Annotated in this window: 26 protein-coding genes; 18 read left to right on the top strand and 8 right to left on the bottom strand. The window is 65.3% G+C overall.

Annotated features, from left to right (window positions below; translation table 11 throughout):
* Positions 1–14: 14 nt before the first annotated feature.
* Genes BJI69_RS16830 through BJI69_RS16805 form a run of 6 tightly spaced genes read right to left on the bottom strand, consistent with a single transcriptional unit; the run spans position 15 to position 3,920 of the window.
* Complete coding sequence (locus BJI69_RS16830) at positions 15–263, bottom strand: FAD assembly factor SdhE (RefSeq protein ID WP_046966635.1); 249 nt, start codon at positions 261–263, stop codon at positions 15–17.
* Positions 264–323: 60 nt separating this feature from the next.
* Positions 324–1,109: a succinate dehydrogenase iron-sulfur subunit gene (locus BJI69_RS16825; protein ID WP_046966634.1), complete on the bottom strand. Its 786-nt coding sequence runs from the start codon at positions 1,107–1,109 to the stop codon at positions 324–326.
* 21 nt (positions 1,110–1,130) lie between these two features.
* The gene (gene sdhA, locus BJI69_RS16820; protein WP_046966633.1) at positions 1,131–2,915 is read right to left on the bottom strand and encodes a succinate dehydrogenase flavoprotein subunit; all 1,785 of its coding nucleotides are present in this window, start codon (positions 2,913–2,915) and stop codon (positions 1,131–1,133) included.
* 3 nt (positions 2,916–2,918) lie between these two features.
* The gene (gene sdhD, locus BJI69_RS16815; RefSeq protein ID WP_046966632.1) at positions 2,919–3,305 is read right to left on the bottom strand and encodes a succinate dehydrogenase, hydrophobic membrane anchor protein; all 387 of its coding nucleotides are present in this window, start codon (positions 3,303–3,305) and stop codon (positions 2,919–2,921) included.
* Positions 3,302–3,694, bottom strand: a complete 393-nt coding sequence (gene sdhC, locus BJI69_RS16810) for a succinate dehydrogenase, cytochrome b556 subunit (RefSeq protein WP_046966631.1) — start codon at positions 3,692–3,694, stop codon at positions 3,302–3,304. Before sdhC ends, sdhD begins: the two co-directional genes overlap by 4 nt.
* Before the next feature lie 58 nt (positions 3,695–3,752).
* Positions 3,753–3,920 (bottom strand): DUF1674 domain-containing protein, encoded by a 168-nt coding sequence (locus tag BJI69_RS16805; protein WP_071925006.1) that lies wholly within the window; start codon positions 3,918–3,920, stop codon positions 3,753–3,755.
* A gap of 126 nt (positions 3,921–4,046) precedes the next feature.
* Here BJI69_RS16805 and ygfZ point away from each other — a divergent pair, with 126 nt between their 5' ends.
* Entirely contained in the window at positions 4,047–4,838 is a 792-nt protein-coding gene (ygfZ, locus tag BJI69_RS16800) for a CAF17-like 4Fe-4S cluster assembly/insertion protein YgfZ (RefSeq protein WP_046966630.1), read from the top strand.
* Between the two features lie 499 nt (positions 4,839–5,337).
* Positions 5,338–5,772 (top strand): cell wall hydrolase, encoded by a 435-nt coding sequence (locus tag BJI69_RS16795; protein ID WP_046966629.1) that lies wholly within the window; start codon positions 5,338–5,340, stop codon positions 5,770–5,772.
* A 289-nt stretch (positions 5,773–6,061) separates the two neighbouring features.
* Here BJI69_RS16795 and BJI69_RS23075 read toward each other — a convergent pair whose 3' ends face one another.
* Complete coding sequence (locus BJI69_RS23075) at positions 6,062–6,529, bottom strand: outer membrane lipoprotein (RefSeq protein WP_046966628.1); 468 nt, start codon at positions 6,527–6,529, stop codon at positions 6,062–6,064.
* Between the two features lie 26 nt (positions 6,530–6,555).
* A complete protein-coding gene (locus BJI69_RS16785; RefSeq protein WP_046966627.1) occupies positions 6,556–7,167 on the bottom strand; it encodes a glycine zipper 2TM domain-containing protein in 612 nt (203 codons plus the stop codon).
* 143 nt (positions 7,168–7,310) lie between these two features.
* Here BJI69_RS16785 and BJI69_RS16780 point away from each other — a divergent pair, with 143 nt between their 5' ends.
* The 16 genes from BJI69_RS16780 to BJI69_RS16705 all read left to right on the top strand — a co-directional run bounded on the left by BJI69_RS16780 (position 7,311) and on the right by BJI69_RS16705 (position 21,567).
* Positions 7,311–8,075, top strand: a complete 765-nt coding sequence (locus BJI69_RS16780) for a TatD family hydrolase (RefSeq protein ID WP_046966626.1) — start codon at positions 7,311–7,313, stop codon at positions 8,073–8,075.
* Positions 8,076–8,259: 184 nt separating this feature from the next.
* The gene (locus BJI69_RS16775) at positions 8,260–8,787 is read left to right on the top strand and encodes a MarR family winged helix-turn-helix transcriptional regulator (protein ID WP_046966625.1); all 528 of its coding nucleotides are present in this window, start codon (positions 8,260–8,262) and stop codon (positions 8,785–8,787) included.
* Positions 8,784–10,226, top strand: a complete 1,443-nt coding sequence (locus BJI69_RS16770; RefSeq protein WP_046966624.1) for an efflux transporter outer membrane subunit — start codon at positions 8,784–8,786, stop codon at positions 10,224–10,226. Before BJI69_RS16775 ends, BJI69_RS16770 begins: the two co-directional genes overlap by 4 nt.
* On the top strand, positions 10,223–11,422 hold the full coding sequence (locus BJI69_RS16765) for an HlyD/EmrA/EmrK family protein (protein ID WP_046966623.1): 1,200 nt from the start codon (positions 10,223–10,225) through the stop codon (positions 11,420–11,422). The genes BJI69_RS16770 and BJI69_RS16765 overlap by 4 nt, the downstream gene beginning before the upstream one ends.
* Positions 11,419–12,987 carry a DHA2 family efflux MFS transporter permease subunit gene (locus BJI69_RS16760; RefSeq protein WP_046966622.1) on the top strand — a complete coding sequence of 523 codons (1,569 nt, stop codon included), beginning with the start codon at positions 11,419–11,421 and terminating at the stop codon, positions 12,985–12,987. The genes BJI69_RS16765 and BJI69_RS16760 overlap by 4 nt, the downstream gene beginning before the upstream one ends.
* Positions 12,988–13,094: 107 nt before the next feature.
* Positions 13,095–13,598, top strand: coding sequence for a polyhydroxyalkanoate synthesis repressor PhaR (phaR, locus tag BJI69_RS16755; protein WP_046966621.1), 504 nt, complete (start codon positions 13,095–13,097; stop codon positions 13,596–13,598).
* A gap of 91 nt (positions 13,599–13,689) precedes the next feature.
* On the top strand, positions 13,690–15,069 hold the full coding sequence (locus BJI69_RS16750) for an FAD-dependent oxidoreductase (RefSeq protein WP_046966620.1): 1,380 nt from the start codon (positions 13,690–13,692) through the stop codon (positions 15,067–15,069).
* A 74-nt stretch (positions 15,070–15,143) separates the two neighbouring features.
* Positions 15,144–15,779 (top strand): cytochrome c biogenesis heme-transporting ATPase CcmA, encoded by a 636-nt coding sequence (gene ccmA / locus BJI69_RS16745; protein ID WP_046966619.1) that lies wholly within the window; start codon positions 15,144–15,146, stop codon positions 15,777–15,779.
* Complete coding sequence (ccmB, locus tag BJI69_RS16740; protein ID WP_046966618.1) at positions 15,776–16,462, top strand: heme exporter protein CcmB; 687 nt, start codon at positions 15,776–15,778, stop codon at positions 16,460–16,462. The genes ccmA and ccmB overlap by 4 nt, the downstream gene beginning before the upstream one ends.
* A 66-nt stretch (positions 16,463–16,528) precedes the next feature.
* On the top strand, positions 16,529–17,296 hold the full coding sequence (locus BJI69_RS16735; RefSeq protein ID WP_046966617.1) for a heme ABC transporter permease: 768 nt from the start codon (positions 16,529–16,531) through the stop codon (positions 17,294–17,296).
* A complete protein-coding gene (ccmD, locus tag BJI69_RS16730; RefSeq protein WP_046966616.1) occupies positions 17,293–17,493 on the top strand; it encodes a heme exporter protein CcmD in 201 nt (66 codons plus the stop codon). Before BJI69_RS16735 ends, ccmD begins: the two co-directional genes overlap by 4 nt.
* A complete protein-coding gene (gene ccmE, locus BJI69_RS16725) occupies positions 17,477–17,944 on the top strand; it encodes a cytochrome c maturation protein CcmE (RefSeq protein ID WP_046966615.1) in 468 nt (155 codons plus the stop codon). Before ccmD ends, ccmE begins: the two co-directional genes overlap by 17 nt.
* Positions 17,941–19,920 (top strand): heme lyase CcmF/NrfE family subunit, encoded by a 1,980-nt coding sequence (locus BJI69_RS16720; protein WP_046966614.1) that lies wholly within the window; start codon positions 17,941–17,943, stop codon positions 19,918–19,920. The genes ccmE and BJI69_RS16720 overlap by 4 nt, the downstream gene beginning before the upstream one ends.
* A complete protein-coding gene (locus BJI69_RS16715; RefSeq protein WP_046966613.1) occupies positions 19,917–20,459 on the top strand; it encodes a DsbE family thiol:disulfide interchange protein in 543 nt (180 codons plus the stop codon). Before BJI69_RS16720 ends, BJI69_RS16715 begins: the two co-directional genes overlap by 4 nt.
* Positions 20,459–20,899: a cytochrome c-type biogenesis protein gene (locus tag BJI69_RS16710; protein WP_169749262.1), complete on the top strand. Its 441-nt coding sequence runs from the start codon at positions 20,459–20,461 to the stop codon at positions 20,897–20,899. The genes BJI69_RS16715 and BJI69_RS16710 overlap by 1 nt, the downstream gene beginning before the upstream one ends.
* Positions 20,896–21,567 carry a tetratricopeptide repeat protein gene (locus BJI69_RS16705; protein WP_053057127.1) on the top strand — a complete coding sequence of 224 codons (672 nt, stop codon included), beginning with the start codon at positions 20,896–20,898 and terminating at the stop codon, positions 21,565–21,567. Before BJI69_RS16710 ends, BJI69_RS16705 begins: the two co-directional genes overlap by 4 nt.
* Positions 21,568–21,611: the final 44 nt, after the last annotated feature.

Below are 21,611 nucleotides of genomic sequence, written 5' to 3'. Positions count from 1 at the left end.
CCGAAGGCCTGACGTCAAAGCTGATGCCGTGCGCGGATCTCATCGATGATCGCCTGCCAGTCGTCGCGAGGGGCGGTGGCATGACCCATCACCCAATCCCAGAGATCGGGATCCTGCACGTCCAGCAGTTCGTCGAATGCCATCCGCTTCGCCTCATCGGCGTCGGCGTAACGCTCGTCCAGCCAGCCCCCAAACAGGCGATCGAGCTCGCGCGTCCCACGGCGGGTACGCCAACGTAGTCGCTTGAGGCGGGCTTCTTCCATACCGTAAGGCTCTAAAACGCTCATTGTAGGAGCCGATGAATCGGCTCCTACCTGTTCTTATCAGGCCGAGCGACGCTGCACGATCAGCTTCTTGATCTCCGCGATCGCCTTGGCCGGGTTGAGACCCTTCGGGCAGGTCCGCGCGCAGTTCATGATCGTGTGGCAACGGTAGAGCTTGAACGGATCTTCGAGATCGTCCAGGCGGTTACCGGTGTCTTCGTCACGGCTGTCGACGATCCAGCGGTAAGCCTGCAGGAGGATCGCCGGACCGAGGTAACGGTCGCCGTTCCACCAATAGCTCGGGCACGAGGTGGAGCAGCACGCGCAGAGGATGCACTCGTAGAGACCGTCGAGCTTCTTGCGGTCTTCCGGCGACTGCAGGCGCTCCTTGTCGGCCGGCGCCGGGCTCTGCGTACGCATCCACGGCTTGATCGACGCGAACTGCGCGTAGAAATGCGTGAGGTCGGGCACCAGGTCCTTCACCACCGGCATGTGCGGCAGCGGGTAGATGGCGACCGTCCCACTGCTGCACTCGTCGATCGCACGGGTGCAGGCCAGGGTGTTCGTGCCGTCGATGTTCATCGCGCACGATCCGCAGATGCCTTCACGGCACGAGCGGCGCAGCGAGAGCGTCGAGTCGATCTCATTCTTGATCTTCAGCAGGGCGTCGAGAACCATCGGGCCGCACGTATCGAGATCCACTTCGTACGTGTCGGTGCGCGGATTCTGGCCGTCGTCCGGCGTCCAGCGATAGACCTTGAAGGTGCGCACGTTCTTCGCGCCCTTCGCCGGGAAATGCTTGCCGGCCTGGATCTTGGAATTCTTGGGTAGCGTGAACTCTGCCACGATTGCCTCTCCGGTCCGGTATCAGTAAACGCGCTTTTTCGGCGGTACGACTTCAACGTCGTCCGTCAGGGTGTACATATGCACCGGGCGGAAGTCGAAGCTGGACTTGCCTGCTTCGTCGATCCACACCAGCGTGTGCTTCTGCCAGTCGTGGTCGTCGCGATCCGGGAAATCTTCGCGGGCATGCGCGCCGCGGCTTTCCGGGCGCTGTTCCGCCGAATGCATCGTGGCCACCGCCTGCGCGAGCAGGTTGGACAGTTCCAGTGTTTCGATCAGGTCGGAGTTCCAGACCATCGAACGATCGCTGACCTTGACCTGGGCGAACGAGGAATAGACCTCGGAGATCTTCGCCTTGCCTTCCTTCAGCGTCTCGCCCGTGCGGAACACCGCGGCGTCCGACTGCATCGTCATCTGCATTTCGGCGCGGATGTCGGCGGTCGGCTTGCTGCCATCGGCGTGACGCAAGGCGTCGAAGCGGGCCAGGATCTTGTCCAGCGCATTGGCCGGGAGATCCTTGTGCGGCGTGCCCGTGGTGATCAGCTCGGCGCAACGATGCGACACGGCGCGACCGAACACGACCAGGTCGAGCAGCGAGTTCGAGCCCAGGCGGTTCGCACCGTGGACCGACACGCAGGCCGCTTCGCCAATGGCGAACAGGCCCGGCACGATCGAATCCGGATCGTCGTCGCGCTTGGTCACGACTTCGCCGTGATAGTTGGTCGGGATGCCGCCCATGTTGTAGTGGACCGTCGGCAGGACCGGGATCGGCTCCTTGGTCACGTCGACGCCGGCGAAGATGCGTGCCGACTCGGCGATACCCGGGAGACGCTCGTTGATGACCTCGGGACCGAGGTGCATCAGGTTGAGGTGGATGTGGTCCTTCTTCGGGCCCACACCGCGACCTTCGCGGATCTCGATGGTCATCGCGCGGCTCACGACGTCGCGCGAGGCGAGGTCCTTCGCGTTCGGCGCGTAGCGCTCCATGAAGCGCTCACCCTCGGAGTTGGTCAGGTAGCCACCTTCACCGCGGACACCCTCGGTGATCAGGCAACCCGCGCCGTAGATACCGGTCGGGTGGAACTGCACGAACTCCATGTCCTGCAGCGGCAGGCCGGAGCGCAGCACCATGCCGCCACCGTCGCCCGTGCAGGTGTGCGCCGAGGTCGCGCTGAAGTAGGCGCGGCCGTAGCCACCCGTCGCCATGACCACGGCGTGGCCGCGGAACAGGTGCAGGGTGCCTTCGTTCATGTCGAGGGCGAGCACGCCCACGCACTTGCCATCCTCGAACACGAGGTCGATGGCGAAGTATTCGATGAAGAACGTGGCGTCGTGCGCCAGGGCCTGCTGGTAGAGCGTATGCAGGATGGCGTGACCGGTACGATCGGCCGCGGCGCAGGTGCGCTGCGCGGTGCCCTGGCCGTAATGCGTGGTCATGCCGCCGAACGGACGCTGGTAGATCTTGCCTTCCTCGGTACGCGAGAACGGCACGCCGTAGTGTTCCAGCTCGATGATGGCCGGAATGGCCTCACGGCACATGTATTCGATCGCGTCCTGGTCGCCGAGCCAGTCGGAGCCCTTGATCGTGTCGTAGAAGTGATAACGCCAGTCGTCCTCGCCCATGTTGCCGAGCGCGGCGGAAATACCACCCTGCGCAGCAACGGTATGCGAACGGGTCGGGAAGACCTTGGTGATGCACGCGGCCTTGAGGCCCTTCTCGGCCAGGCCGAACGTGGCACGCAGGCCTGCGCCACCGGCGCCGACCACGATCACGTCGTACTTGTGTTGTTGAATCTTATAGGATTCCATCGATCAGCTTCCGAGCGCGATGCGCAGCACGGCCAGCACGCCCATGAGCGCGGCGAGTACGGCGATGAACTTGATGAGCACCAGCGAGGCCACTTCGAGCCAGCGGGTGTGGACGTAGTCTTCGATCACCACCTGCAGGCCGAGCACGGCGTGCTTGAACATGGTGATGACGAGAGCGATGAGCAGCACCGCGTTCCAGGGCTTCGCGATGGTCGCGCGTGCCGTGGCGTAATCGGTGTGCATCAGGCCGAGCACGGTGATGACGAACCACAAGGTCAGGAAGACCAGGGCGAGCGCCGTGATCCGCTGGGTCATCCAGTGGCCAACGCCTTCCTTCGCCGAGCCCAGGCCGCGTGCGCGGGCGAGCGGGTTACGCAGGTCCTTGCTCATGCGTGGCCTCCGGTCAGTACATAGGCCCAGACGGCGACCGTGAGCACGATGGAGACGATGATCGCCATCCAGCTCGAACGGACGAACGACTCGATCGCGTAACCCTTGCCGGTGTCCTGGACCAGGTGACGGATGCCGTTGCACAGGTGGTAGAAGAAGGCCAGGGTCCAGCCGATCATGACGATCGTGCCGAGGAGGCTGGTGGCGCAGGCGGTAAAGGTCGCGAAGGCGTCCTGACCGGCAGCGAGGGCAGCGAGGCCCCATACGATGAGCAGGCTACCGACGGCGAGGATGATGCCGGTGGCACGATGCAGGATGGAGGAAGCCATCTGCACTTGCCACTTGTAGACCTGAAGATGCGGTGAGAGCGGTCGTCCCGTTTGTGCCATGGCGGCTATCCTGGATTGGAATCGCTGATGCCCGACGGTCTCCCTCGCCTTCCGATCCTCAGAAGTCGATGCAGCGTCCGTTCTTTTCCCAGTCGCCGTAACGCGTTGGGTCCAATGGCGCTTTCTCGACCCCTGGCGCGCCGTTCGTGGGGACGACCGGCGTGACGAGCGGTTTCGCCGGAGCGGAATCGTTCGCGTCTTTGGGTTCGGAGGAATTGTCGGACATGGTTATAAAGCCCCAAAAGCGTAATACCTGTGCCCCGGCAGCACAACCTTCACGATCATGAAGAGGGTTGGTTTGCCCTTGGGCCGACCGTATATCTTACGCCTCCGCCCTGCCTTGCGCCTCCCCATGCCGAGCCGTACCACTCGCAGCATCACCCTGACCGGCCCCGACGCGGCCTCCTTCGCCAATGCCCAGTTCAGCAGCGATGTCCTCGCGCTGGCTCCCGGCCGGTGGCAATGGAGCGGCTGGCTCGACCCCAAGGGCCGGGTCCGCGCCTTGCTCCAGATTGCCCGCCCCGAGGACGAGCGCTTCGTCGCGTTTCCCCGTGGCGGCGACGGCGAAGCGATCGCGAACGACCTGCGTCGTTTCGTCTTTCGATCCAAGGTGAAGATCGTCGTATCCGGCGTACTGCATACGAACGACGGCGATGCGCTCGACGATTCACACGCCATCGAAGATGCGAGTGGTGCGATCATTTTCGGCGAAGGCGACGCGTCGCTGCGTTACAGCAACGCGACGAATGCAACGACCGACGCATGGCACGCACGACACATCGAGAAAGGTTACGCATGGTTGCCCGACGCAACGATCGACACGTTGTTACCACCTGCGCTCTCGATGGAACGCCTGAGTGCCGTCTCGTTCAATAAAGGTTGTTTCCCCGGCCAGGAAATCGCTGCACGCCTGCATCATCTCGGCGGTCACAAGAAGCATCTGCATGCCGTTACAAGCGATCGCGCACTCGTTGAAGGAGATTCACTGCGCATTGACGGCAAAGCTGTTGGCACCGTATTGATGTGCAACACATCAACAGCGAGGCCTATATCGCTTGTCGTATTGGATGATGCGGTGGTACAGGCGGACACTCTTGAAATCGAAGGCATGCGTCTGCACATCGTTTCGACGTTCGATGCATGAGTTCTGCAAGCACGTTCGTAAAATAAAGTTCTACGGTGTGTGTGAGTAAAAGCTGAACCGTACCGCGCACGCACTTGCCAAATTTGCATCCCGCTACTAGGCTCCGCCGATCCATTTCAGTGTCCGTGGTGTTGCGCCACGGTTACACCCGCGACGATCCGTCGATGATGACGGTTCTGGCGCGACCCGGTCAGACCACCGACCGGAGCACGAAACGCGCGCACCTTCTCACTGCGCGTCGTAAGCCGACGGAGCCGCCGCCCATTGCGCGATGCCGCTCCCTTTCGGTGCACCCCCATTACCGGACGGCTCCGGACAGCCGTTTAGTACAGTCACAGTGTGTGACGCCCGACTCGTTCGCCTAACAGATTCACAGCGAATGTCCTCGGTTGGTCCAGGTAGTAACGGCCTGCCCGCCCGTCTACCGCTCATACGTCCCCCATGGCTCTTTCCAAAGAATGCCGCAAGTGACGGAAAAGCTCGTTGGAGGCAGATACACATGAAACTTTCCGCTTTGCTATGGATGGCGTCCGTCCTTCCTAGCCACCTCGCTGACCAGACGTGCCTGGCGACGACGGTTTATCTCGAAGCACGCAGTGAACCCACCATCGGCCAGTACGCCGTGGCGGAAGTCGCCCTACGGCGCCGCGATCGCGGCATGGGCGGCGACAAGGTGTGTGCAGTCGTCTCGGCGCCACGCCAGTTCGCAATCACGACGACGCCGAAGGATTTCGAGATCACCGATCTCGTATCGTGGACCAAGGCGTGGAAAATCGCCGGCGACTCCCTCAATAACTGGAGCCTGCCAAAGAGCGAACGCCTGGTTTATGTTCCACAGGCCGATCATTTCGCGACCGTAGCCGTCGCGCCGAGCTGGTCCGCCAGCCGCATCGTTCGCAAGATCGGTGACCACGCTTTCTACGCCGTCAACTGACGTAAGCGAAAGAAAAGCGCGGGGAGAAGGAATCCAGGCGGGCAGCTTGGGATTCCCGGGAAAAGGGGCCCTCGGATGAGGGCTTTTTTTTGCCTATTTTTAAGACCTGGAGCCCGATGCACTGCTCTCTGTGGGAGCCGATTCATCGGCGATAGGCGCTCGCCACAGGTCCCAGACATGCGAAAAAACCCACAAAAAAGGCCAGCTACGTAGCTGGCCTTTTTTGTTTAGACGTCTAGACGTCCGGCAAAAGCGTTCGCCGATGAATCGGCTCCTACAGAAGCCGAGACTACCTGCGGTAGACGTGATCACCCTGGATGACGACGTAATCACCGCGACGCAGCTGCGGGTCTTCCCGCTGCGTCACCGTCGCCACGCGCCCGTCGTCCAGGCGGATGCGCACGCGGAACGCCACCTCGTCCGCACCGTTGCGCTTGCCCACGGCATTACCGACGAAGCCACCTGCCACGGCACCACCGACGGTCGCGGCGGTGCGGCCGTCACCGTGACCGACCGTATTGCCCAGCAAGCCGCCGGCTACCGCACCGATCACGGCACCCAGTGGCGACGAGTCACGTTGCGTGTAGACCTGCTCCACATCGCTCACCGTGCCGCACTGGTCGCAGCCTCGCGGCGGGCCCGAATACACCACGCGATCCTGTTGGTAGACCCGCCGCGGCGGCTCGTAGCACGCCGTCAACGACAGGGTGGCCACGGCAGCGGCGACGAGGCCGGACTTACGGACGAGATTGTGCATGGGTGACGTCCTGGTGGATGTGGTTATCAACGTGCGTCGGAAACGACGGAAACGCCTTCCTGGACCTCGACGCGATCGCCCGGATCGTGATCCATGCGTACCGAGCGGGTCACGCCGTTGTATTCGTAGCGGACGTCATAGGCGACGACCTTGTCACCGCTGGTGCCCTGCACGGTTTCACACTTGCGCACCGTGCTGGTTGTCGTATTCGACTCCTGACGGTTTTGCTGGATCTCGTGGCCGGCGTAGCCGCCACCGACCGCACCCGCCACCGTGGCGAGCGTGCGGCCCTTGCCGTGGCCGATCTGGTTACCCAGCAGGCCGCCGGCGACCGCACCAATGGCCGTACCGGCGATCTGGTGCTGGTCCTTGACCGGCACATGGCGGGTCACCACCTCGTCGTGGCACTGGCGCTGTGCCGCGGAAGCCGCCTCACGCACCGGATCCACGCTGACCACGCGGCCATATTTCGGGCCAGCCGGCTCAGGCGGCGGCGCTGCAGCGGCGTTGAGCGCGGCGGTGCCGGGGCTCTGGGCATTGGCCACATCGGCGTTCGCATCGCGATTGCAGGCGGAAAGGCTCAACACAAGGGCCGCGCCCAAACTCGCATTCAGGACGGAAATCTTCAACCTGCTCATAACCCTACTCTCCTAACAAAGGTCGGCGACTCGATGGCGCGACAGCACCATCACCCGGAAGTCGCCTCGGTTCACATTTGACAGTCGTTAAACTGAACGACGCCTTAGACTCAAGCCTACAACCCCACCGGCCGCTGACTGACATGCTCGATCTGGTAGACACCCACGCGCATCTGGACGACCGCTCGTTCGACGGCGACCGCAGCGCGATGTTCGGACGGGCCAGCGAGGCTGGCGTGCGGCGCTGGATCGTACCGGCGATCGACCGGGGAAACTGGGAAGCCATCGAGGTTTTGTGTGCATCGCGTGAAGGCGCCTTTCCCGCCTATGGGCTTCACCCGTTGATGACAGACGCGCACCGCGAGGAGCATCTGGCCGAATTGCCGGCCTGGCTTGAGGGCCATGGCGCGGTGGCCGTCGGCGAGATCGGGCTGGATTTCTACGTCGAGGGGCTGGATCCCGCGCGGCAAAGGGACGTGTTCGTCCGCCAACTCGGGATCGCGCGTGAGCACGACCTGCCTGTCATCGTGCATGCGCGGCGCGCTTTTGAAGAAACGATCCATACCTTGCGTCGCTTCAAGGGCTTGCGCGGTGTGGTGCACAGTTTTTCCGGCAGCGAAGAGCAGGCGCGACAGTTGTTCGATCTCGGCTTCCACCTCGGCATCGGCGGTCCGGTGACCTACGAACGCGCCAACCGCATCCGCCGCGTGGTCGCGGCGATGCCCCTTGAATGGCTGCTGCTGGAAACCGACGCACCCGACCAGCCCTGCGCTCACCATCGCGGCGAACGAAACGAACCGGCCTTCATGACCGACGTGCTCGAGACGATCGTCTCGTTGCGCGGCGAATCCGCCGAGGCTATCGCTACGGCCACCACGGCGAACGCGATCAAGCTCTTCAAGCTCTAACGGCCCGAGCCCCCTGTGGGAGCCGCTTCAGCGGCGATAACCAGTCCGCCGCACCACTCATCGCCGCTGAAGCGGCTCCCACATTTACCATTCGCCGCTGAAGCGGCTCCCACAAGGGCACATTGCGCCGAGCCCGGACTGCTTGCTAACCTGATAGTTTACCAGCGAACTATTAGCCAGCGAAATGTCGAGTCTCAAACCCTGTGTCGATGCCCTTTACGAGGGTGTCGACCGCGTCGCGCAAAGCGTTCCCGGCGTACCCCGATCCGAGGTCTTCCTCGTCCGCTTGCTGATGCTGACGGCGGGCGCGCTGCTGCGCGAGTTCGAGCACAAGCTCAAGCCCTACGGCATGAACGACAGCGACTTCCGCACTCTGATGATGCTTTACAGCAGCGAGGACGGCAGTGCGACGCCCGGCGAGCTCTGCGCCCTGGCCGAGCAGAAGCCGACCAACATGACGCGCATCGCCAACGCGCTGGCCAAGAAGGACCTGATCTCTCGGTCGCATGCCACCCACGACCGCCGCCAGGTCTTGCTCCGGATCACCCCGGCCGGCCGCCGCTTCGTCAACAAGATGCTCCCGCCGATGTTCCCGCCCCTGGTGGAGAACTTCGCCTGCTTCAGCTCCGCCGAGCGCAAGACCTTCGAAAAACTCTTGAAGAAGCTGGCCCTGCACATCGACCGCACGGTCGACACGGACGACACACCATGACACCTGCCCTGCTCCGCCCGGCCTTGCTCGCGGCCGCGGTCGCCACGCTGCTCGCGGCCTGCCACATCCCGGCGAAGATCGACCGGCCCGCGCTTCGCGACGAGGCACCGCTCGCCGGTCTCGTCACCGATCAGCGCCCGGGCTGGCCAGCCGCCGCATGGTGGCGCGCCTATGGCGACCCGCAGCTCGATACCCTGATGGACATGGCCCTGCGCGGTGCGCCGGACCTCGCTCAGGCGAAGACGCGCGTGGACACCGCCCAGCAGAACATCCGTGTGGCCGCCGCACAGGCCGGACTGCGGGTGGATGGCAGCGCGCAGGTGACACGCCAGAGGATGAGTGAGCACGGCCTGATTCCCGCGCAGTTTCTCGGTTTCACCTGGTACAACCAGGCCGATCTCGGCGTCCAGGTGAGCTACGATTTCGACTGGTGGGGAAAGAAACGCTTCGCCCTCGAGTCCGCGATCGACAGCGCGCGCGCTGCGGAAGCCGAGCGCTCGGCATCGTCGCTGGCCATCCAGGCCGTCGTCGCCGATACCTATTTCGGCTGGCTCGCCGACATGTCGCGCGTCGCCCTCGCCGATCGGCTCATCGCGGCACGCCAGCGCGCACTACGCATCGCCGAACTGCGCGTCAAGCAAGGCGTCGATGTACCGGACACCGCGCAGCAGGCACGCGCCGAACTCTCCGCCGCGAAGCAGCAGCGCGTCGCACTCCAGGGTTCGGCGGACATCCGTCGTGCCTCGATCGCGACCCTCGTCGGCGTGTCGCCCGCCGCCCTGCCCGCCCTCACGCGGCGACCGTTGCCCACGGTATCGCCCGGCCTTCCCGCCAACGTCGGCGCCGACCTGATGGCACGCCGCCCGGATATCGCGGCGAGCCGCTGGCAGGTGGAAGCGGCAGTCCGGCAGACCGATGCCGCGCGGGCACAGTTCTTCCCCGACGTGAGCCTCTCGGCCATGGCTGGGCTGTCGAGTATCGACCTGGACAAGTTCTTCACCACGGGCAGCCGGGTGTTCTCGCTGACGCCGGCGCTGCATCTTCCGATCTTCGAAGGCGGTGCGCTGGAAGCCAATCACGGCGTCACCCAGGCCCAGCTCGGTGCCGCCGTCGCCCAGTACAACGCCACCGTCGCGTCGGCCGCGCGTGATGTCGCCACGCAGGCCCTCGGCGCGCAGCAGCTCGCCGGCCGTCGTGTGCAGCAGGCGGAGCAGATCGACGCCGCCAACATCCTTCTCGCCAGCGCGAAAGCGCGTGCGGCGCGAGGCGTACGCGATGACCGCGAGTCGCTCGCAACCGAGGCCAGCCTCATCCAGCAACAGGACATGGACGCGGACCTGCAAGGCCAGGCGCTGTCGACCGATGTTGCCCTGATCAAATCCCTCGGCGGCGGATACCGCGCCGAAAACCCCGATTCCAACGGAGCCAAGAGCCCATGAGCGCCACCACGACCGATACGCCGCGCAGCCAGGACGACAGCGGCAACGCGCCCAAGGACAAGGGTAAGCGGAACCGGGCGCTGCTCATCGCGGTGCTCGTCTTCGGCCTCGCCGCCCTCGCATGGTTCCTGCTCTGGCTGTTCGTGTTCTCCAAGCGCGAGACCACCGACGACGCCTATGTCGGCGGTAACCAGGTGGGCATCTCCGCCCAGGTGCCGGGCATCGTCATCGGCGTCTACGCCGACGACACCCAGCGCGTGAATGCCGGCCAGGTGCTGGTGAAGCTCGACCCCACCGATGGCGATGTCGCCCTGCGCAAGGCCAGCAGCGCCCTCGCCCAGGCCGTGCGCCAGGTACGCCAGCAGACCCAGTCCGCCGCCAGCGCCGATGCCGCGCTCGGTACGCGCCGCCAGGACCTCAAGCGTGCCCAGGACGACCTCAAGCGCCGCATTCCGCTGCTCGCCGAAAAGGCCGTGGCGCCCGAAGAAGTGCAGCATGCACGCGATGCCGTCGACACCGCGCAGTCCGCGCTCGAATCCGCGCAACGTCAGGCCGACGCCTCGCGGGCCCTGGTCGACGGCAGCGACGTGGCATCGAACCCCGCCGTGGAACAGGCACGTGCCGGCTTCCGCCAGGCCTGGATCGCCGCGCAGCGCAACGCCATCGTCGCGCCCATCGACGGTTATGTCGCGCTGCGCAGCGTGCAGGTCGGTAACAGCGTACAGCCCGGCCAGCCACTGATGACCGTCGTGCCACTGCACGATCTGTGGGTGGACGCGAACTTCAAGGAAAGCCAGTTGCGCCACGTGCGTATCGGCCAGCCGGCGAAGATCGAAGCCGACATCTACGGCGGTGGCACCGAGTACCACGGCAAGGTGGTCGGTCTCGGCGCCGGCACGGGTAGCGCGTTCTCGCTGCTTCCCGCGCAGAACGCCACCGGCAACTGGATCAAGGTCGTGCAGCGCATTCCCGTGCGCATTGCGCTCGACCCGAAGGATCTCGACAAGCATCCGCTGCGCATCGGTCTTTCCACGGCGGTGACCGTCGACATCACCGACGATAAGGGCGATGTCCTCGCACCGTCGCCCTCGACGACACCCGTCGCGCAGACCAGCGTTTATGACGATGTAGCCGCCAAGGCCGATGCCGCCGCGGACGTGATCGTGCGCAAGAACCTTGGAGCGAGCGTGCCTTGAGCGACGCCACCGCCCTCCCCGACGCCACACCGGCGAACGGCCTCAAGCCGATCCAGGGCGCGACACTCGTCCTGTTGACGATCGCCGTCGCGTTCTCCACGTTCATGGAGATCCTCGACACGACGATCGTCAACGTGGCCGTGCCGCATATCGCCGGCAGCCTCGGCGTGAGCTCGAGCGAGGGTACCTGGGCGATCAGCTCGTACTCGCTGGCCAGCGCGATCATGCAGCCGCTGACGGGCTGGCTGGCCAAGCGCTTCGGCGAAGTGAAGACCTTTGTCTTCTCGGTGATGCTGTTCGTGCTGTTCTCGATGCTGTGCGGCCTCGCGACCAGCATGCCGATGCTGGTGGTTTTCCGCCTGCTGCAGGGTGCGGGCTCAGGACCGATGGTCGCCTTGTCGCTGTCGCTGCTGCTGTCGAGCTATCCGAAAACCAAGCAAGGCATGGCGCTGGCGATGTGGGCGATGACCGTGGTGGTCGCGCCGATCTTCGGTCCGATTCTCGGTGGTTACCTCACGGACAACTTCTCGTGGCCGTGGATCTTCTACATCAACGTGCCCGTGGGCGCGTTGGCCGGCGTGATTACCTGGACCATCCTGCGCGAGCGCGAAACGAAGATCGTCCGCGCACCGATCGATACGGTGGGACTGGCGTTGCTGGTCATCGGTATCGGCTCGCTGCAGTTCATGCTCGACAACGGCAACGACCATGACTGGTTCGCCTCACCCCTGATCCTCACGCTCGGCCTGATCGCCCTGGTCGCCCTGGTCTTCCTGGTGATCTGGGAACTGACCGCGAAACATCCGGTGGTCGATCTGTCGCTGTTCGGCCGGCGCAACTTCGCGATCGGCGTAACTGCCCTGTCGCTGGGCATGCTCGCCTTCTTCGGCATCAACGTCGTGTTTCCGCTGTGGCTGCAGACCACGCTCGGCTACACCTCGACCTGGGCCGGCCTCGCCACGGCGCCCGTGGGCATTCTCGCCTTCATCGTCTCGCCCTTCATCGGCAAGAACATCCAGCGACTGGAACTGCGCGCGGTGGTGACCTTCGCCTTCATGGTCTTCGCCTTCACCTCGTTCTGGTTCGCCGGCTTCAACAGCGGGGCCTCGTTCGCCGCCCTGGTGCTCCCGCGTTTCATCATGGGCATTGCCATCGCCTGCTTCTTCATCCCGCTCAACCAGATCTTCCTGTCCGGCCTCAACCCGGACCAGATCGCCGGCGCGTCGGGCCTGGCCAACTTCTGTCGCACCCTGGCCTCCAGTGTCTCCACGGCGCTCACGGTGACGCTCTGGCAGCACCGGGGCGAAGCCCACCACGCCTCGCTGACCGAGTACGTGACCCAGGCCGCGCCGGCCACCACGGCTTACACGGACAAGCTCGCCACCCTGGGCATCCATGGCAAGCCGTCGCTGGCGGTGGTCGACCAGATCCTCACTCGCGAGGCCCTGACCCTGGCCGTCAACGACGTCTTCTTCGGCTGTGCCGTCCTGTTCCTCGCCCTCATCCCGATTCTTTGGCTGGCCAGGCCGCCGTTTGGAAATGCCGGTGGTGCCGCGGCACATTAAATTGCCGTTATCTGGATCGATTGAAAAACAGGATGTGAAATCCGAAAACGATTACGCCCCCTTTCGGCAACTGGTGCGGCGCAATACCTCGTGGTAGCTTTCGCCGCATGGCACAAACCCTACGCATCATTAAGAAGTATCCGAACCGCCGTCTCTATGACACGGAGATCTCGAGCTACATCACGCTGGAGGAAGTCCGCCAGCTGGTGCTCGATGGGGAGAACTTCGAAGTCCGTGACGCCAAGTCGGGCGAGGATCTGACGCGCTCCGTCCTTCTGCAGATCATTGCGGAGCACGAGGAGCATGGTCAGCCGATGCTCTCCCCGCAGTTGCTGTCGCACATCATCCGCTTCTACGGCGACTCGCTGCAGGGCTTCATGGGGCCGTATCTGGAGCGCAGCCTGCAGGTCTTCCTCGACCAGCAACAGCAGTTCCGTACGCAGCTGAACAGCCTGATGGGCCAGACGCCTTGGTCGATGCTCAACGAGATGACTGAGCGCAACCTCGACGTATGGAAGTCGATGCAGCGCGGCTTCCTCGATGCGGCCACGGCGAAGCCGGCCGAACCTGTCACGCGGACCACCCGCCCGACGGGCAAGAAAGCCAGCTAATCCTGACGCTGCGCCGCGGGCTTGCCCCCAGCGGCGCTGCGGCGCACGATGCGCTGCCCTGCAATATCGCGCCCCCGAAACCAGGCCGCCCATGCCCCGTAACGACATCGCCGTGGTCGGCGCCGGATTGGTCGGCGCCCTGGTCGCCACCTTGCTCACCCAACGCGGTTTTCGCGTCACGGTTTACGAGAAGCGCTCCGACCCTCGCCGCGCCGGCTTCCAGGGCGGTCGATCGATCAACCTCGCCCTGGCCGAACGCGGCCTGCACGCCCTGCGGGCGACGGGCCTGGCCGATAAGGTGCTCGAACAGGCCGTCATGATGCGCGGCCGCATGGTCCATGACCCCGCCGGCCACAGCGGCCTGCAGCGCTACGGCGTGGACGATTCGGAAGTCATCTGGTCGGTCTCGCGAGGCGGCCTGAACACCCTCATGCTCGACGCCGCCGAAGCGGCCGGAGCGACGGTCCACTTCGACCAGGGCCTGGCCTCGGCCGACCTCGACGCCGGCACGCTCACCCTGAGCGACCCGCAGGGCAAGCTGCGCACGGTCGATGCGCCAGTGGTGATCGGCGCCGATGGCGCGGGCTCCGCCCTGCGCGCGGCGATGCACCTGCACTCGCCTCTGGGCGAGCGCATCGAGGAGCTCGGCCACGGCTACAAAGAGCTTGAAATCCCGCCGCGCGCGGACGCCTCCGGCCCCTTCGCGATCGAGCGCAACGCCTTGCACATCTGGCCGCGCGGGCACTACATGTGCATCGCCTTGCCGAACCGCGAAGGCAGCTTCACGGTCACCCTGTTCCTGCCTAATGAAGGCGAGCACCCGAGCTTTCGCAGCATCGCGGGCGCCGGCGCCGCCGAGGCCTTCTTCCGCACCGATTTTCCCGATGCACTGGCCCTGATGCCGGAGTTCGCGACCGACTGGGCCGCCCATCCTGTCGGCACGCTGGCCACGCTGTACCTGGATCGCTGGCATATCGGCGGTCGCGCGCTCCTGATCGGCGATGCCGCGCACGCCATGGTGCCGTTCCATGGCCAGGGCATGAATTGCGGGTTCGAAGATGCGGCCGACCTCGCCGACCTTTTCGCCGCGCAGCCGGATGATGCCGCAGCGGTCTTCGCCGCGTTCGAGCAACGACGCAAGCCGAATGCCGATGCCATCGCGCGCATGGCGCTGGAAAACTACGTGGAGATGCGAGATTCCGTCGCGGATCCGCACTACCTGCGCAAACGCGAACTCGGCGGATTGCTGGCCGAGCGCTCGCCGACGCACTACCTGCCGCGGTATCGCATGGTGACCTTTACGCATCTGCCGTATCGGTATGCACTGGAGCGTGGGCAGGCTCAGGATGTGCTGGTGGAACAACTATTGAAGGGGCACGAGTCGGTGACGGACGTCGATCTCGATGCCGCGGTGCGGACGCTGGAGGCTACGTTGCCGCCGTTGCCTGCGCAGGCGTTTGAGCGGGGGTGAGGGGTCGGAACAGACCTTCTCGCTAGCACCCTTCGCCGATGAATCGGCTCCTACCTAGAGCGCTCTTCGACTCGATGATTTCTTCGCCCGACAACATCGCCTTGCTTGAAGCGCGAGCCTTGTGCTTCCTGCGCCAGGACGAGCCGGTGTTCGGGCCGATCGACTTTGCCTTGCATGGCGGCGAGATCGCCCTGGTCGAGGGTGATAACGGCAGCGGCAAGACGACGCTGATGCGCGTGCTCACCGGCATGCTTCGACCCGGCGAGGGTGAGGTGCTACTCGACGGGGCCCCCTTCTCCCTCGATACCGTGGCCGGTGCCGTGGTCTTCCTGGGTCATCACCTCGGCCTCAAGGTCGACATGACGCCGCGCGAGAACCTGCATCTCGCGGCCGGCCTGTACGGCCGGCGCAAGGGAACCGACGAAAGCGCCGTGCTCCGCGAGGTCGGCCTGGCCGGTTACGAAGACGAGCCCGTGCGCCAGCTCTCGGCCGGACAGAAGAAGCGTGCCGCCCTCGCGCGCCTGCTCCTGCTGCCGGCTCGCGTGTGGCTGCTCGACGAGCCCTACGCCAATCTCGATCGCGACGGCATCGCGCTGGTGAATCGCCTGCTCGAGCAACACGCCGCGCGTGGCGGTGCCGCCCTGGTGACCAGCCACGGCGCGGTCAGCTTCGCGGGCGGCGAGCCGCGTCGCATCCGGTTGCACGCATGACGCCCGGTACCACGTACGCCGCCTGCGCCGCCCTGCTGCGACGCGACCTCACGCTGGCCTGGCGGCGGCGTGGCGATATCGCCATGCCCGTGCTTTACGCAGTGATCGTCACCACCCTGTTCCCGTTTGCAATCGGCCCGGAGCCGGCCCTGCTCGCCCGCATCGCGGGTGGCGTGGTGTTCGTCATCGTGCTGCTCGCCATCCTGCTTTCGCTGGACCATCTGTTCCGCGGCGACATCGAGGATGGCTCGATGGAGCTGCTCATGTTGGCTCCGCAGCCGCTTGCCCTGTTGGTCGGCATGAAAATCCTCGCGCACTGGATCACGTCGTCCTTGCCGCTGATCGTCGTCGCACCGGTCCTCGCCAGCATGCTGAAGTTGCCGCCGGAGGCGATGCCGGTGCTGGTCATCGCACTGCTGCTGTCGACACCGCTCCTGTGCCTGCTCGGCGCGGTATTGGTTGCGCTGACGGCCGGGTCCAGACGCTCTGGTATGCTTCTGGCGCTCATGTTGTTGCCGCTGTGCGTACCGGTCGTGATCTTCGCCGCCGGTGCTCTGGCCGCCGCGCAGGAGGGTTTGCCCTGGGTCGCGCCGATCGCCTGGCTGGGCGCTGGCCTTGCCATGGCGCTCGTCCTCGCACCACTGGCCTGCGCCGCCGCGCTTCGCATCGCCATGGACACATGAACGCACGCAACCGTGGGGGCCGATTCGCGGACTCACGGTGTCCGAACGCATGGTTGACAGGTAACGATGGCTAACTGGGTTCCCCTCTGGCTTCACCGCCTCGGCTCGCCGCCGGTGTTCTACCGGTTCGCCGGTGCCGTGCGCCCGTGGGCGTTCGGCCTGGCGCTGCTGCTCGGCGCCGTCGCGCTGTACGGCGGCCTCGTGCTGGCACCGGCGGATTACCAGCAGGGCGATGCCTACCGGATCATCTTCATCCACGTTCCCAGTGCCTGGATGAGTCTGTTCATCTACGGCGCGATGGCGGTCGCCGCCTTTATCGGCCTCGTCTGGCGGATCAAGATCGCCGAGGTCGTGGCGATGGAATCCGCGCCGGTCGGCGCCGCCTTCACCCTGATCACCCTGGTGACCGGTTCGCTCTGGGGCAAGCCCATGTGGGGCACCTGGTGGACCTGGGATGCCCGCCTCACCTCCGAGCTGGTGCTGCTCTTCATCTACCTGGGCATCATCGGCCTGTATCACTCGTTCGAAGATCGTCGCCAGGGCGCTCGCGCTGCCGCCTTCCTAGTTTTGGTCGGCGCGGTAAACGTGCCTATCGTGCATTTCTCGGTGAACTGGTGGAACACGCTGCACCAGGGCTCGACCGTGCGCCTGCTCGGCCCGTCGCATATCGAGGCGAGCATGCTCTGGCCCCTGCTGACCATGATGGCCGCGACCAAGTGCTACTACGTGGCCAGCCTGTTTGCGCGCGTGCGCGCCGACCTCATCGCCTCCGAAGGTGGCAAGGCCTGGGTGCGCGACATCGCACTCGGCCAGCCCGGGAACGACACCGCATGAGCCAGTTCCTCGCCATGGGCGGTTACGGTTCTTACGTGTGGACCGCGTTCGCCACCTTCCTCATCGTCCTCCTCATCGACACGCTGGCCCCGTTGGCCCGGCGCCGCCGCAACCTGCGCGAACTTCGCGCACGGCTCGCGCGCCAGGAAAACCGCCGCCGTCCCGGAACCCCGCCAAGCAATGAATCCAACGCGTAAACGTCGCCTCGCCATCGTGATCTCCGTCATCGCCGCCGCTGTCGTGGCGATCGGCCTGACCGTGTTCGCATTGCAGCGGAACATGAGTTACCTGTTCACCCCGAGCCAGGTGCAGGAAGGCCAGGCCACGCAGTACACGAGCTTCCGTCTCGGCGGCATGGTCAAGGCCGGCTCCATCCAGCGCGCCACCAGCAGCTTGCGCGTGAGCTTCATCGTGATCGATGCCGACGGCGCCATGCCCGTGGAGTACACCGGCATCCTTCCCGACCTGTTCCGCGACAACCAGTCGGTGATCGCCACCGGTCGCATGGACAGCGGGCGTTTCATCGCCAGCGAGGTCCTCGCCAAGCATGACGAGAACTACATGCCCAAGGAGCTCAAGGACGCCATGGCCAAGGCCCACCAGAACAAGAAGATCGACGACACCGCGATGAAGGACACCCCGAAGTGATCCCCGAGCTCGGCCAGTTCGCCCTTGTCCTCGCGCTGCTCCTCGCCATCGCGCAGGGCGTGCTGCCGATCGTCGGCGCCTGGCGCAACAACGCCGCGCTGATCGCCATCGCGCGTCCCGCCGCCGCCGGCCAGGGCGTGTTCGTCTTCGCCGCGATGGCGATCCTGATCTACGCGTTTCTGACCTACGACTTCTCGGTGGCCTATGTCGCCGACAACTCGAACCTCGCCCTGCCCTGGTACTACCGCATCACCGCGGTGTGGGGCGCGCACGAAGGCTCGATGCTGCTCTGGGTTTTCATCCTCAATGTGTGGTCGGTGGCGCTGGCCGCCCTCAGCCGCCAGTTGCCGCCGGCCTTCCTCGCCCGCGTGCTGGGCGTGCTCGGCCTGATCGGCGTCGGTTTCCTCGCCTTCATCCTGTTCACCTCCAACCCCTTCCTGCGCGAGCTGCCGATGCCCGCCGATGGCGGCGACCTCAACCCAGTGCTCCAGGACCCGGGCATGACCTTCCACCCGCCCGTGCTCTACATGGGCTACGTGGGCTTCTCGGTCGCCTTCGCATTCTCGATCGCTGCCTTGCTCGGCGGCGGCATGGAGCAGGTCTGGGTACGCTGGGCACGACCGTGGACCAACGTCGCGTGGGCGTTCCTGACCCTGGGTATCGTCGCCGGCAGCTGGTGGGCGTATGCCGAGCTCGGCTGGGGCGGCTGGTGGTTCTGGGATCCGGTCGAGAACGCCTCGTTCATGCCGTGGCTGGTCGGTGTCGCCTTGATTCATGCGCAGGCCGTGACCGAAAAGCGCGGCTCGTTGCCCGCCTGGACCATCCTGCTTTCGTTGTTCGCGTTCTCGCTGTCGCTGCTCGGCACCTTCCTGGTCCGCTCGGGCGTGCTGACCTCGGTCCACGCCTTCGCGTCCGATCCGCGTCGCGGCCTGTACATCCTCGGTTTCCTGATCATCGTCATCGGCGGTTCGTTGCTGCTGTATGCGATCCGCGCGCCGAAGGTCGCCACCGGCAAACCCTTCGCGCCGTTGTCCCGCGAGACCGGGATCATGGTGGCTAACCTGCTCTTCACCACGGCCGCTGCCATGGTGCTGCTCGGCACGTTGTTCCCGCTGATCGGCGATGCGCTGAACCTCGGTCGCGTCTCCGTCGGGCCGCCTTACTTCGGCTTCCTGTTCGTGCTGCTGATGGCGCCCGCGGTGCTGCTGCTACCGTTCGGGCCGTATCTGCGCTGGGGCCGGGCCGAAGGCAGTCAGCTGACGACCGTCGCCCTGCGCGCCGGCATCGCCGCGATCATCTGCGCCATCGTCGCCGCCTTCTTCGCCCAAGGCCACCTGCGCGCGATCGCCGGTATCGCCGGCGCGGTGTGGGTGGCGGCCGGTACCTTGTCGTACGTGATCAAGCGTTGGCGCGAGATGCCGCGCGGTCGTCGCTTCCCGGCCGAGATGGCCGGCATGCTGCTCGCGCATACGGGCGTCGCGATCTTCCTTATCGGCGTGATGTTGTCGGAATCGCTGAGCGTCGAGCGCGATGTACGTCTCGAGCCCGGCCAGACGGAATCCGTCGGCGGCTACGATTTCCGTTTCGACGGTGTCGAGGAAACCACGGGACCGAACTGGCGCGCCGACGAAGGCATCGTTGCGATCCTGCGCGACGGCAAGACACTCGCGACGATGCATCCGCAAAAGCGCACGTATTCGCGCGGCCAGGTGCAGACCGAATCCGCGATCGATGCGGGCCTGTTCCGCGATATCTACGTCGCCCTCGGTGAGCCGATGGAAGCGACCAACGTGAAGGGCGCATGGGCCTTGCGCCTGTATCACAAACCGTTCGTGCGCTGGATATGGCTGGGTGGCCTCTTCATGATGGCGGGCGGCTTCCTCGCGGCCGGCGAACGTCGCTTCCGCGCCAAGCGGGCGCCATCGACCGAAACCCCGACGACGGTCGTCGTGCCGCCGAAGGCATCGCTCGCATGAGTCGCCTCCTGCCCTTGTTCGGCTTCCTCGTGCTGGTCGGCCTGTTCGGCTTCGGTATCTGGTGGAACACGCAACACGACCAGCACGAGATCGTCTCGCCGCTGATCGACAAGCCCGCGCCGGCATTCGCCCTGCCCGTCCTCGACGACGCAGGCCGCACGGTCAGCAAGGCGTCGCTGCTGGGCAAGCCCTACTTCCTCAACGTGTTCGCCAGCTGGTGCATCGAGTGCGTGCACGAGCATCCGCTGCTGATGACCGAGGTGAAGCAGCTCGGCCTGCCCCTCGTCGGCTTCAACTACAAGGACGATCCGCAGGCAGCGACGGCATGGCTCGCCGAGCACGGCAATCCCTTCGACGTCATCGTCGCCGATCGCGAAGGCCGTAGTGCCATCGACTTCGGCGTGTACGCGGCTCCGGAGACCTTCCTCGTCGATGCCAAGGGCGTCATCCGCTACAAACGCATCGGGCCCATCACGCCCGAGGTGATCGACCGGGAAATCCGTCCGGCGCTGGCCGCACTGGCCAAGGAAGCGCCGTGATGCGCAGCTGGCTGCTGATGCTCGTCTTGCTCGTGCTGCCTGCGCTGGGTGCTGCCCAGGCCATCCAGCCCCTGCCGTTCCGCGATCATGCGGAGGAAGTTCGCTTCCAGCATCTCAGCGCCGAACTGCGTTGCCCGATGTGCCAGAACGAGACCCTTGCCGACTCCAATGCGCCTATCGCGCATGACCTTCGTCGCCAGGTGTTCGAGATGATCCAGGCGGGCAAGAGCGACGACGAGATCAAGGCCTTCCTCGTCGACCGCTATTCGCAGTTCGTGCTCTACAAACCACCGGTCGAACCGAGCACCTGGCTGCTCTGGTTCGGACCGCTCGTCCTGCTTGCCATCGGCGCCATCGTTGTTGCCGTGCAAGTGCGACGTCGCGCCCGTCAGGCACCTGCCGACACGACGCCGATCAACGACACCGGGGATGATTGGTGACTTACGCGTTCTATCTCGCCGCCGGGGCCATGCTGGCCCTTGCGCTGGCCCTGCTCCTGGTTCCGATCGTTCGCCATGGCCGTCGCCACGGTCGCTCGCGCGGTGTGTTCGTCCTGCTGCTCGCCATCGCCATCGTCGTGCCGCTCGCCAGCGTCGGCCTCTACGCGCTGGTCGGTACGCCGTCGACGCTCGGTGGCGTCGAGCCGGCGAAGGAAATGGACGTCGGCGAGGCTATCACCGCCCTGCGCGCGCGCCTGAAGGAGCATCCCGACGACGCCCAGGGCTGGCTCCTGCTCGGCCAGACCTTCACCATGCTCAAGCAGCCGGCCGACGCGCGCGATGCCTTCGACGGCGCCCTCAAGGCCGATCCGACCAACGGTGCGGCGATGGTCGGCTGGGCCGAGGCGGATTCGCTGATCCGCGACGATCACCGCATCGAAGGGCGCGCGCTCGATCTGCTCCAGGCCGCCGTCGCCGCCAATCCGCAGAACCAACGCGCCTTGTGGCTGCTCGGTATCAGTCAGTTCCAGCACGAGAAGTACGTCGAGGCGTCCGCGACATGGAAGACCCTCCAGCCGATGCTCGATCCCGATTCGAACGTGGCCCACGCCGTCGCCGAACAGATCGCACAGGCCGACAAGCGCGCGGCAGCCGGCGCAGGCAAGTAAGCGCGATACCCGTCACCCGTGGCACCATGACGGGTATCGAGTGA

Source organism: Luteibacter rhizovicinus DSM 16549, assembly GCF_001887595.1.
Classification (GTDB): Bacteria; Pseudomonadota; Gammaproteobacteria; order Xanthomonadales; family Rhodanobacteraceae; genus Luteibacter; species Luteibacter rhizovicinus.
Note: the sequence above shows the minus strand (reverse complement) of the source record. Positions and strands in the feature narration are given on the sequence as shown.

What these genes read in the sequence shown, in the direction of transcription:
- ccmD (WP_046966616.1), top strand. Translation starts at nt 17,293, where the DNA reads ATGAGCCAGTTCCTCGCCATGGGCGGTTACGGTTCTTACGTGTGGACC.
- BJI69_RS16750 (WP_046966620.1), top strand. Translation starts at nt 13,690, where the DNA reads ATGCCCCGTAACGACATCGCCGTGGTCGGCGCCGGATTGGTCGGCGCC.
- BJI69_RS16785 (WP_046966627.1), bottom strand. Translation starts at nt 7,167, where the DNA reads ATGAGCAGGTTGAAGATTTCCGTCCTGAATGCGAGTTTGGGCGCGGCC.
- BJI69_RS16805 (WP_071925006.1), bottom strand. Translation starts at nt 3,920, where the DNA reads ATGTCCGACAATTCCTCCGAACCCAAAGACGCGAACGATTCCGCTCCG.
- BJI69_RS23075 (WP_046966628.1), bottom strand. Translation starts at nt 6,529, where the DNA reads ATGCACAATCTCGTCCGTAAGTCCGGCCTCGTCGCCGCTGCCGTGGCC.
- phaR (WP_046966621.1), top strand. Translation starts at nt 13,095, where the DNA reads ATGGCACAAACCCTACGCATCATTAAGAAGTATCCGAACCGCCGTCTC.
- BJI69_RS16795 (WP_046966629.1), top strand. Translation starts at nt 5,338, where the DNA reads ATGAAACTTTCCGCTTTGCTATGGATGGCGTCCGTCCTTCCTAGCCAC.
- BJI69_RS16735 (WP_046966617.1), top strand. Translation starts at nt 16,529, where the DNA reads ATGGCTAACTGGGTTCCCCTCTGGCTTCACCGCCTCGGCTCGCCGCCG.
- ygfZ (WP_046966630.1), top strand. Translation starts at nt 4,047, where the DNA reads ATGCCGAGCCGTACCACTCGCAGCATCACCCTGACCGGCCCCGACGCG.
- sdhD (WP_046966632.1), bottom strand. Translation starts at nt 3,305, where the DNA reads ATGAGCAAGGACCTGCGTAACCCGCTCGCCCGCGCACGCGGCCTGGGC.
- BJI69_RS16775 (WP_046966625.1), top strand. Translation starts at nt 8,260, where the DNA reads ATGTCGAGTCTCAAACCCTGTGTCGATGCCCTTTACGAGGGTGTCGAC.
- BJI69_RS16710 (WP_169749262.1), top strand. Translation starts at nt 20,459, where the DNA reads ATGCGCAGCTGGCTGCTGATGCTCGTCTTGCTCGTGCTGCCTGCGCTG.
- BJI69_RS16770 (WP_046966624.1), top strand. Translation starts at nt 8,784, where the DNA reads ATGACACCTGCCCTGCTCCGCCCGGCCTTGCTCGCGGCCGCGGTCGCC.
- BJI69_RS16715 (WP_046966613.1), top strand. Translation starts at nt 19,917, where the DNA reads ATGAGTCGCCTCCTGCCCTTGTTCGGCTTCCTCGTGCTGGTCGGCCTG.
- sdhA (WP_046966633.1), bottom strand. Translation starts at nt 2,915, where the DNA reads ATGGAATCCTATAAGATTCAACAACACAAGTACGACGTGATCGTGGTC.
- sdhC (WP_046966631.1), bottom strand. Translation starts at nt 3,694, where the DNA reads ATGGCACAAACGGGACGACCGCTCTCACCGCATCTTCAGGTCTACAAG.
- BJI69_RS16780 (WP_046966626.1), top strand. Translation starts at nt 7,311, where the DNA reads ATGCTCGATCTGGTAGACACCCACGCGCATCTGGACGACCGCTCGTTC.
- ccmE (WP_046966615.1), top strand. Translation starts at nt 17,477, where the DNA reads ATGAATCCAACGCGTAAACGTCGCCTCGCCATCGTGATCTCCGTCATC.
- BJI69_RS16830 (WP_046966635.1), bottom strand. Translation starts at nt 263, where the DNA reads ATGGAAGAAGCCCGCCTCAAGCGACTACGTTGGCGTACCCGCCGTGGG.
- BJI69_RS16765 (WP_046966623.1), top strand. Translation starts at nt 10,223, where the DNA reads ATGAGCGCCACCACGACCGATACGCCGCGCAGCCAGGACGACAGCGGC.
- ccmA (WP_046966619.1), top strand. Translation starts at nt 15,144, where the DNA reads ATGATTTCTTCGCCCGACAACATCGCCTTGCTTGAAGCGCGAGCCTTG.
- ccmB (WP_046966618.1), top strand. Translation starts at nt 15,776, where the DNA reads ATGACGCCCGGTACCACGTACGCCGCCTGCGCCGCCCTGCTGCGACGC.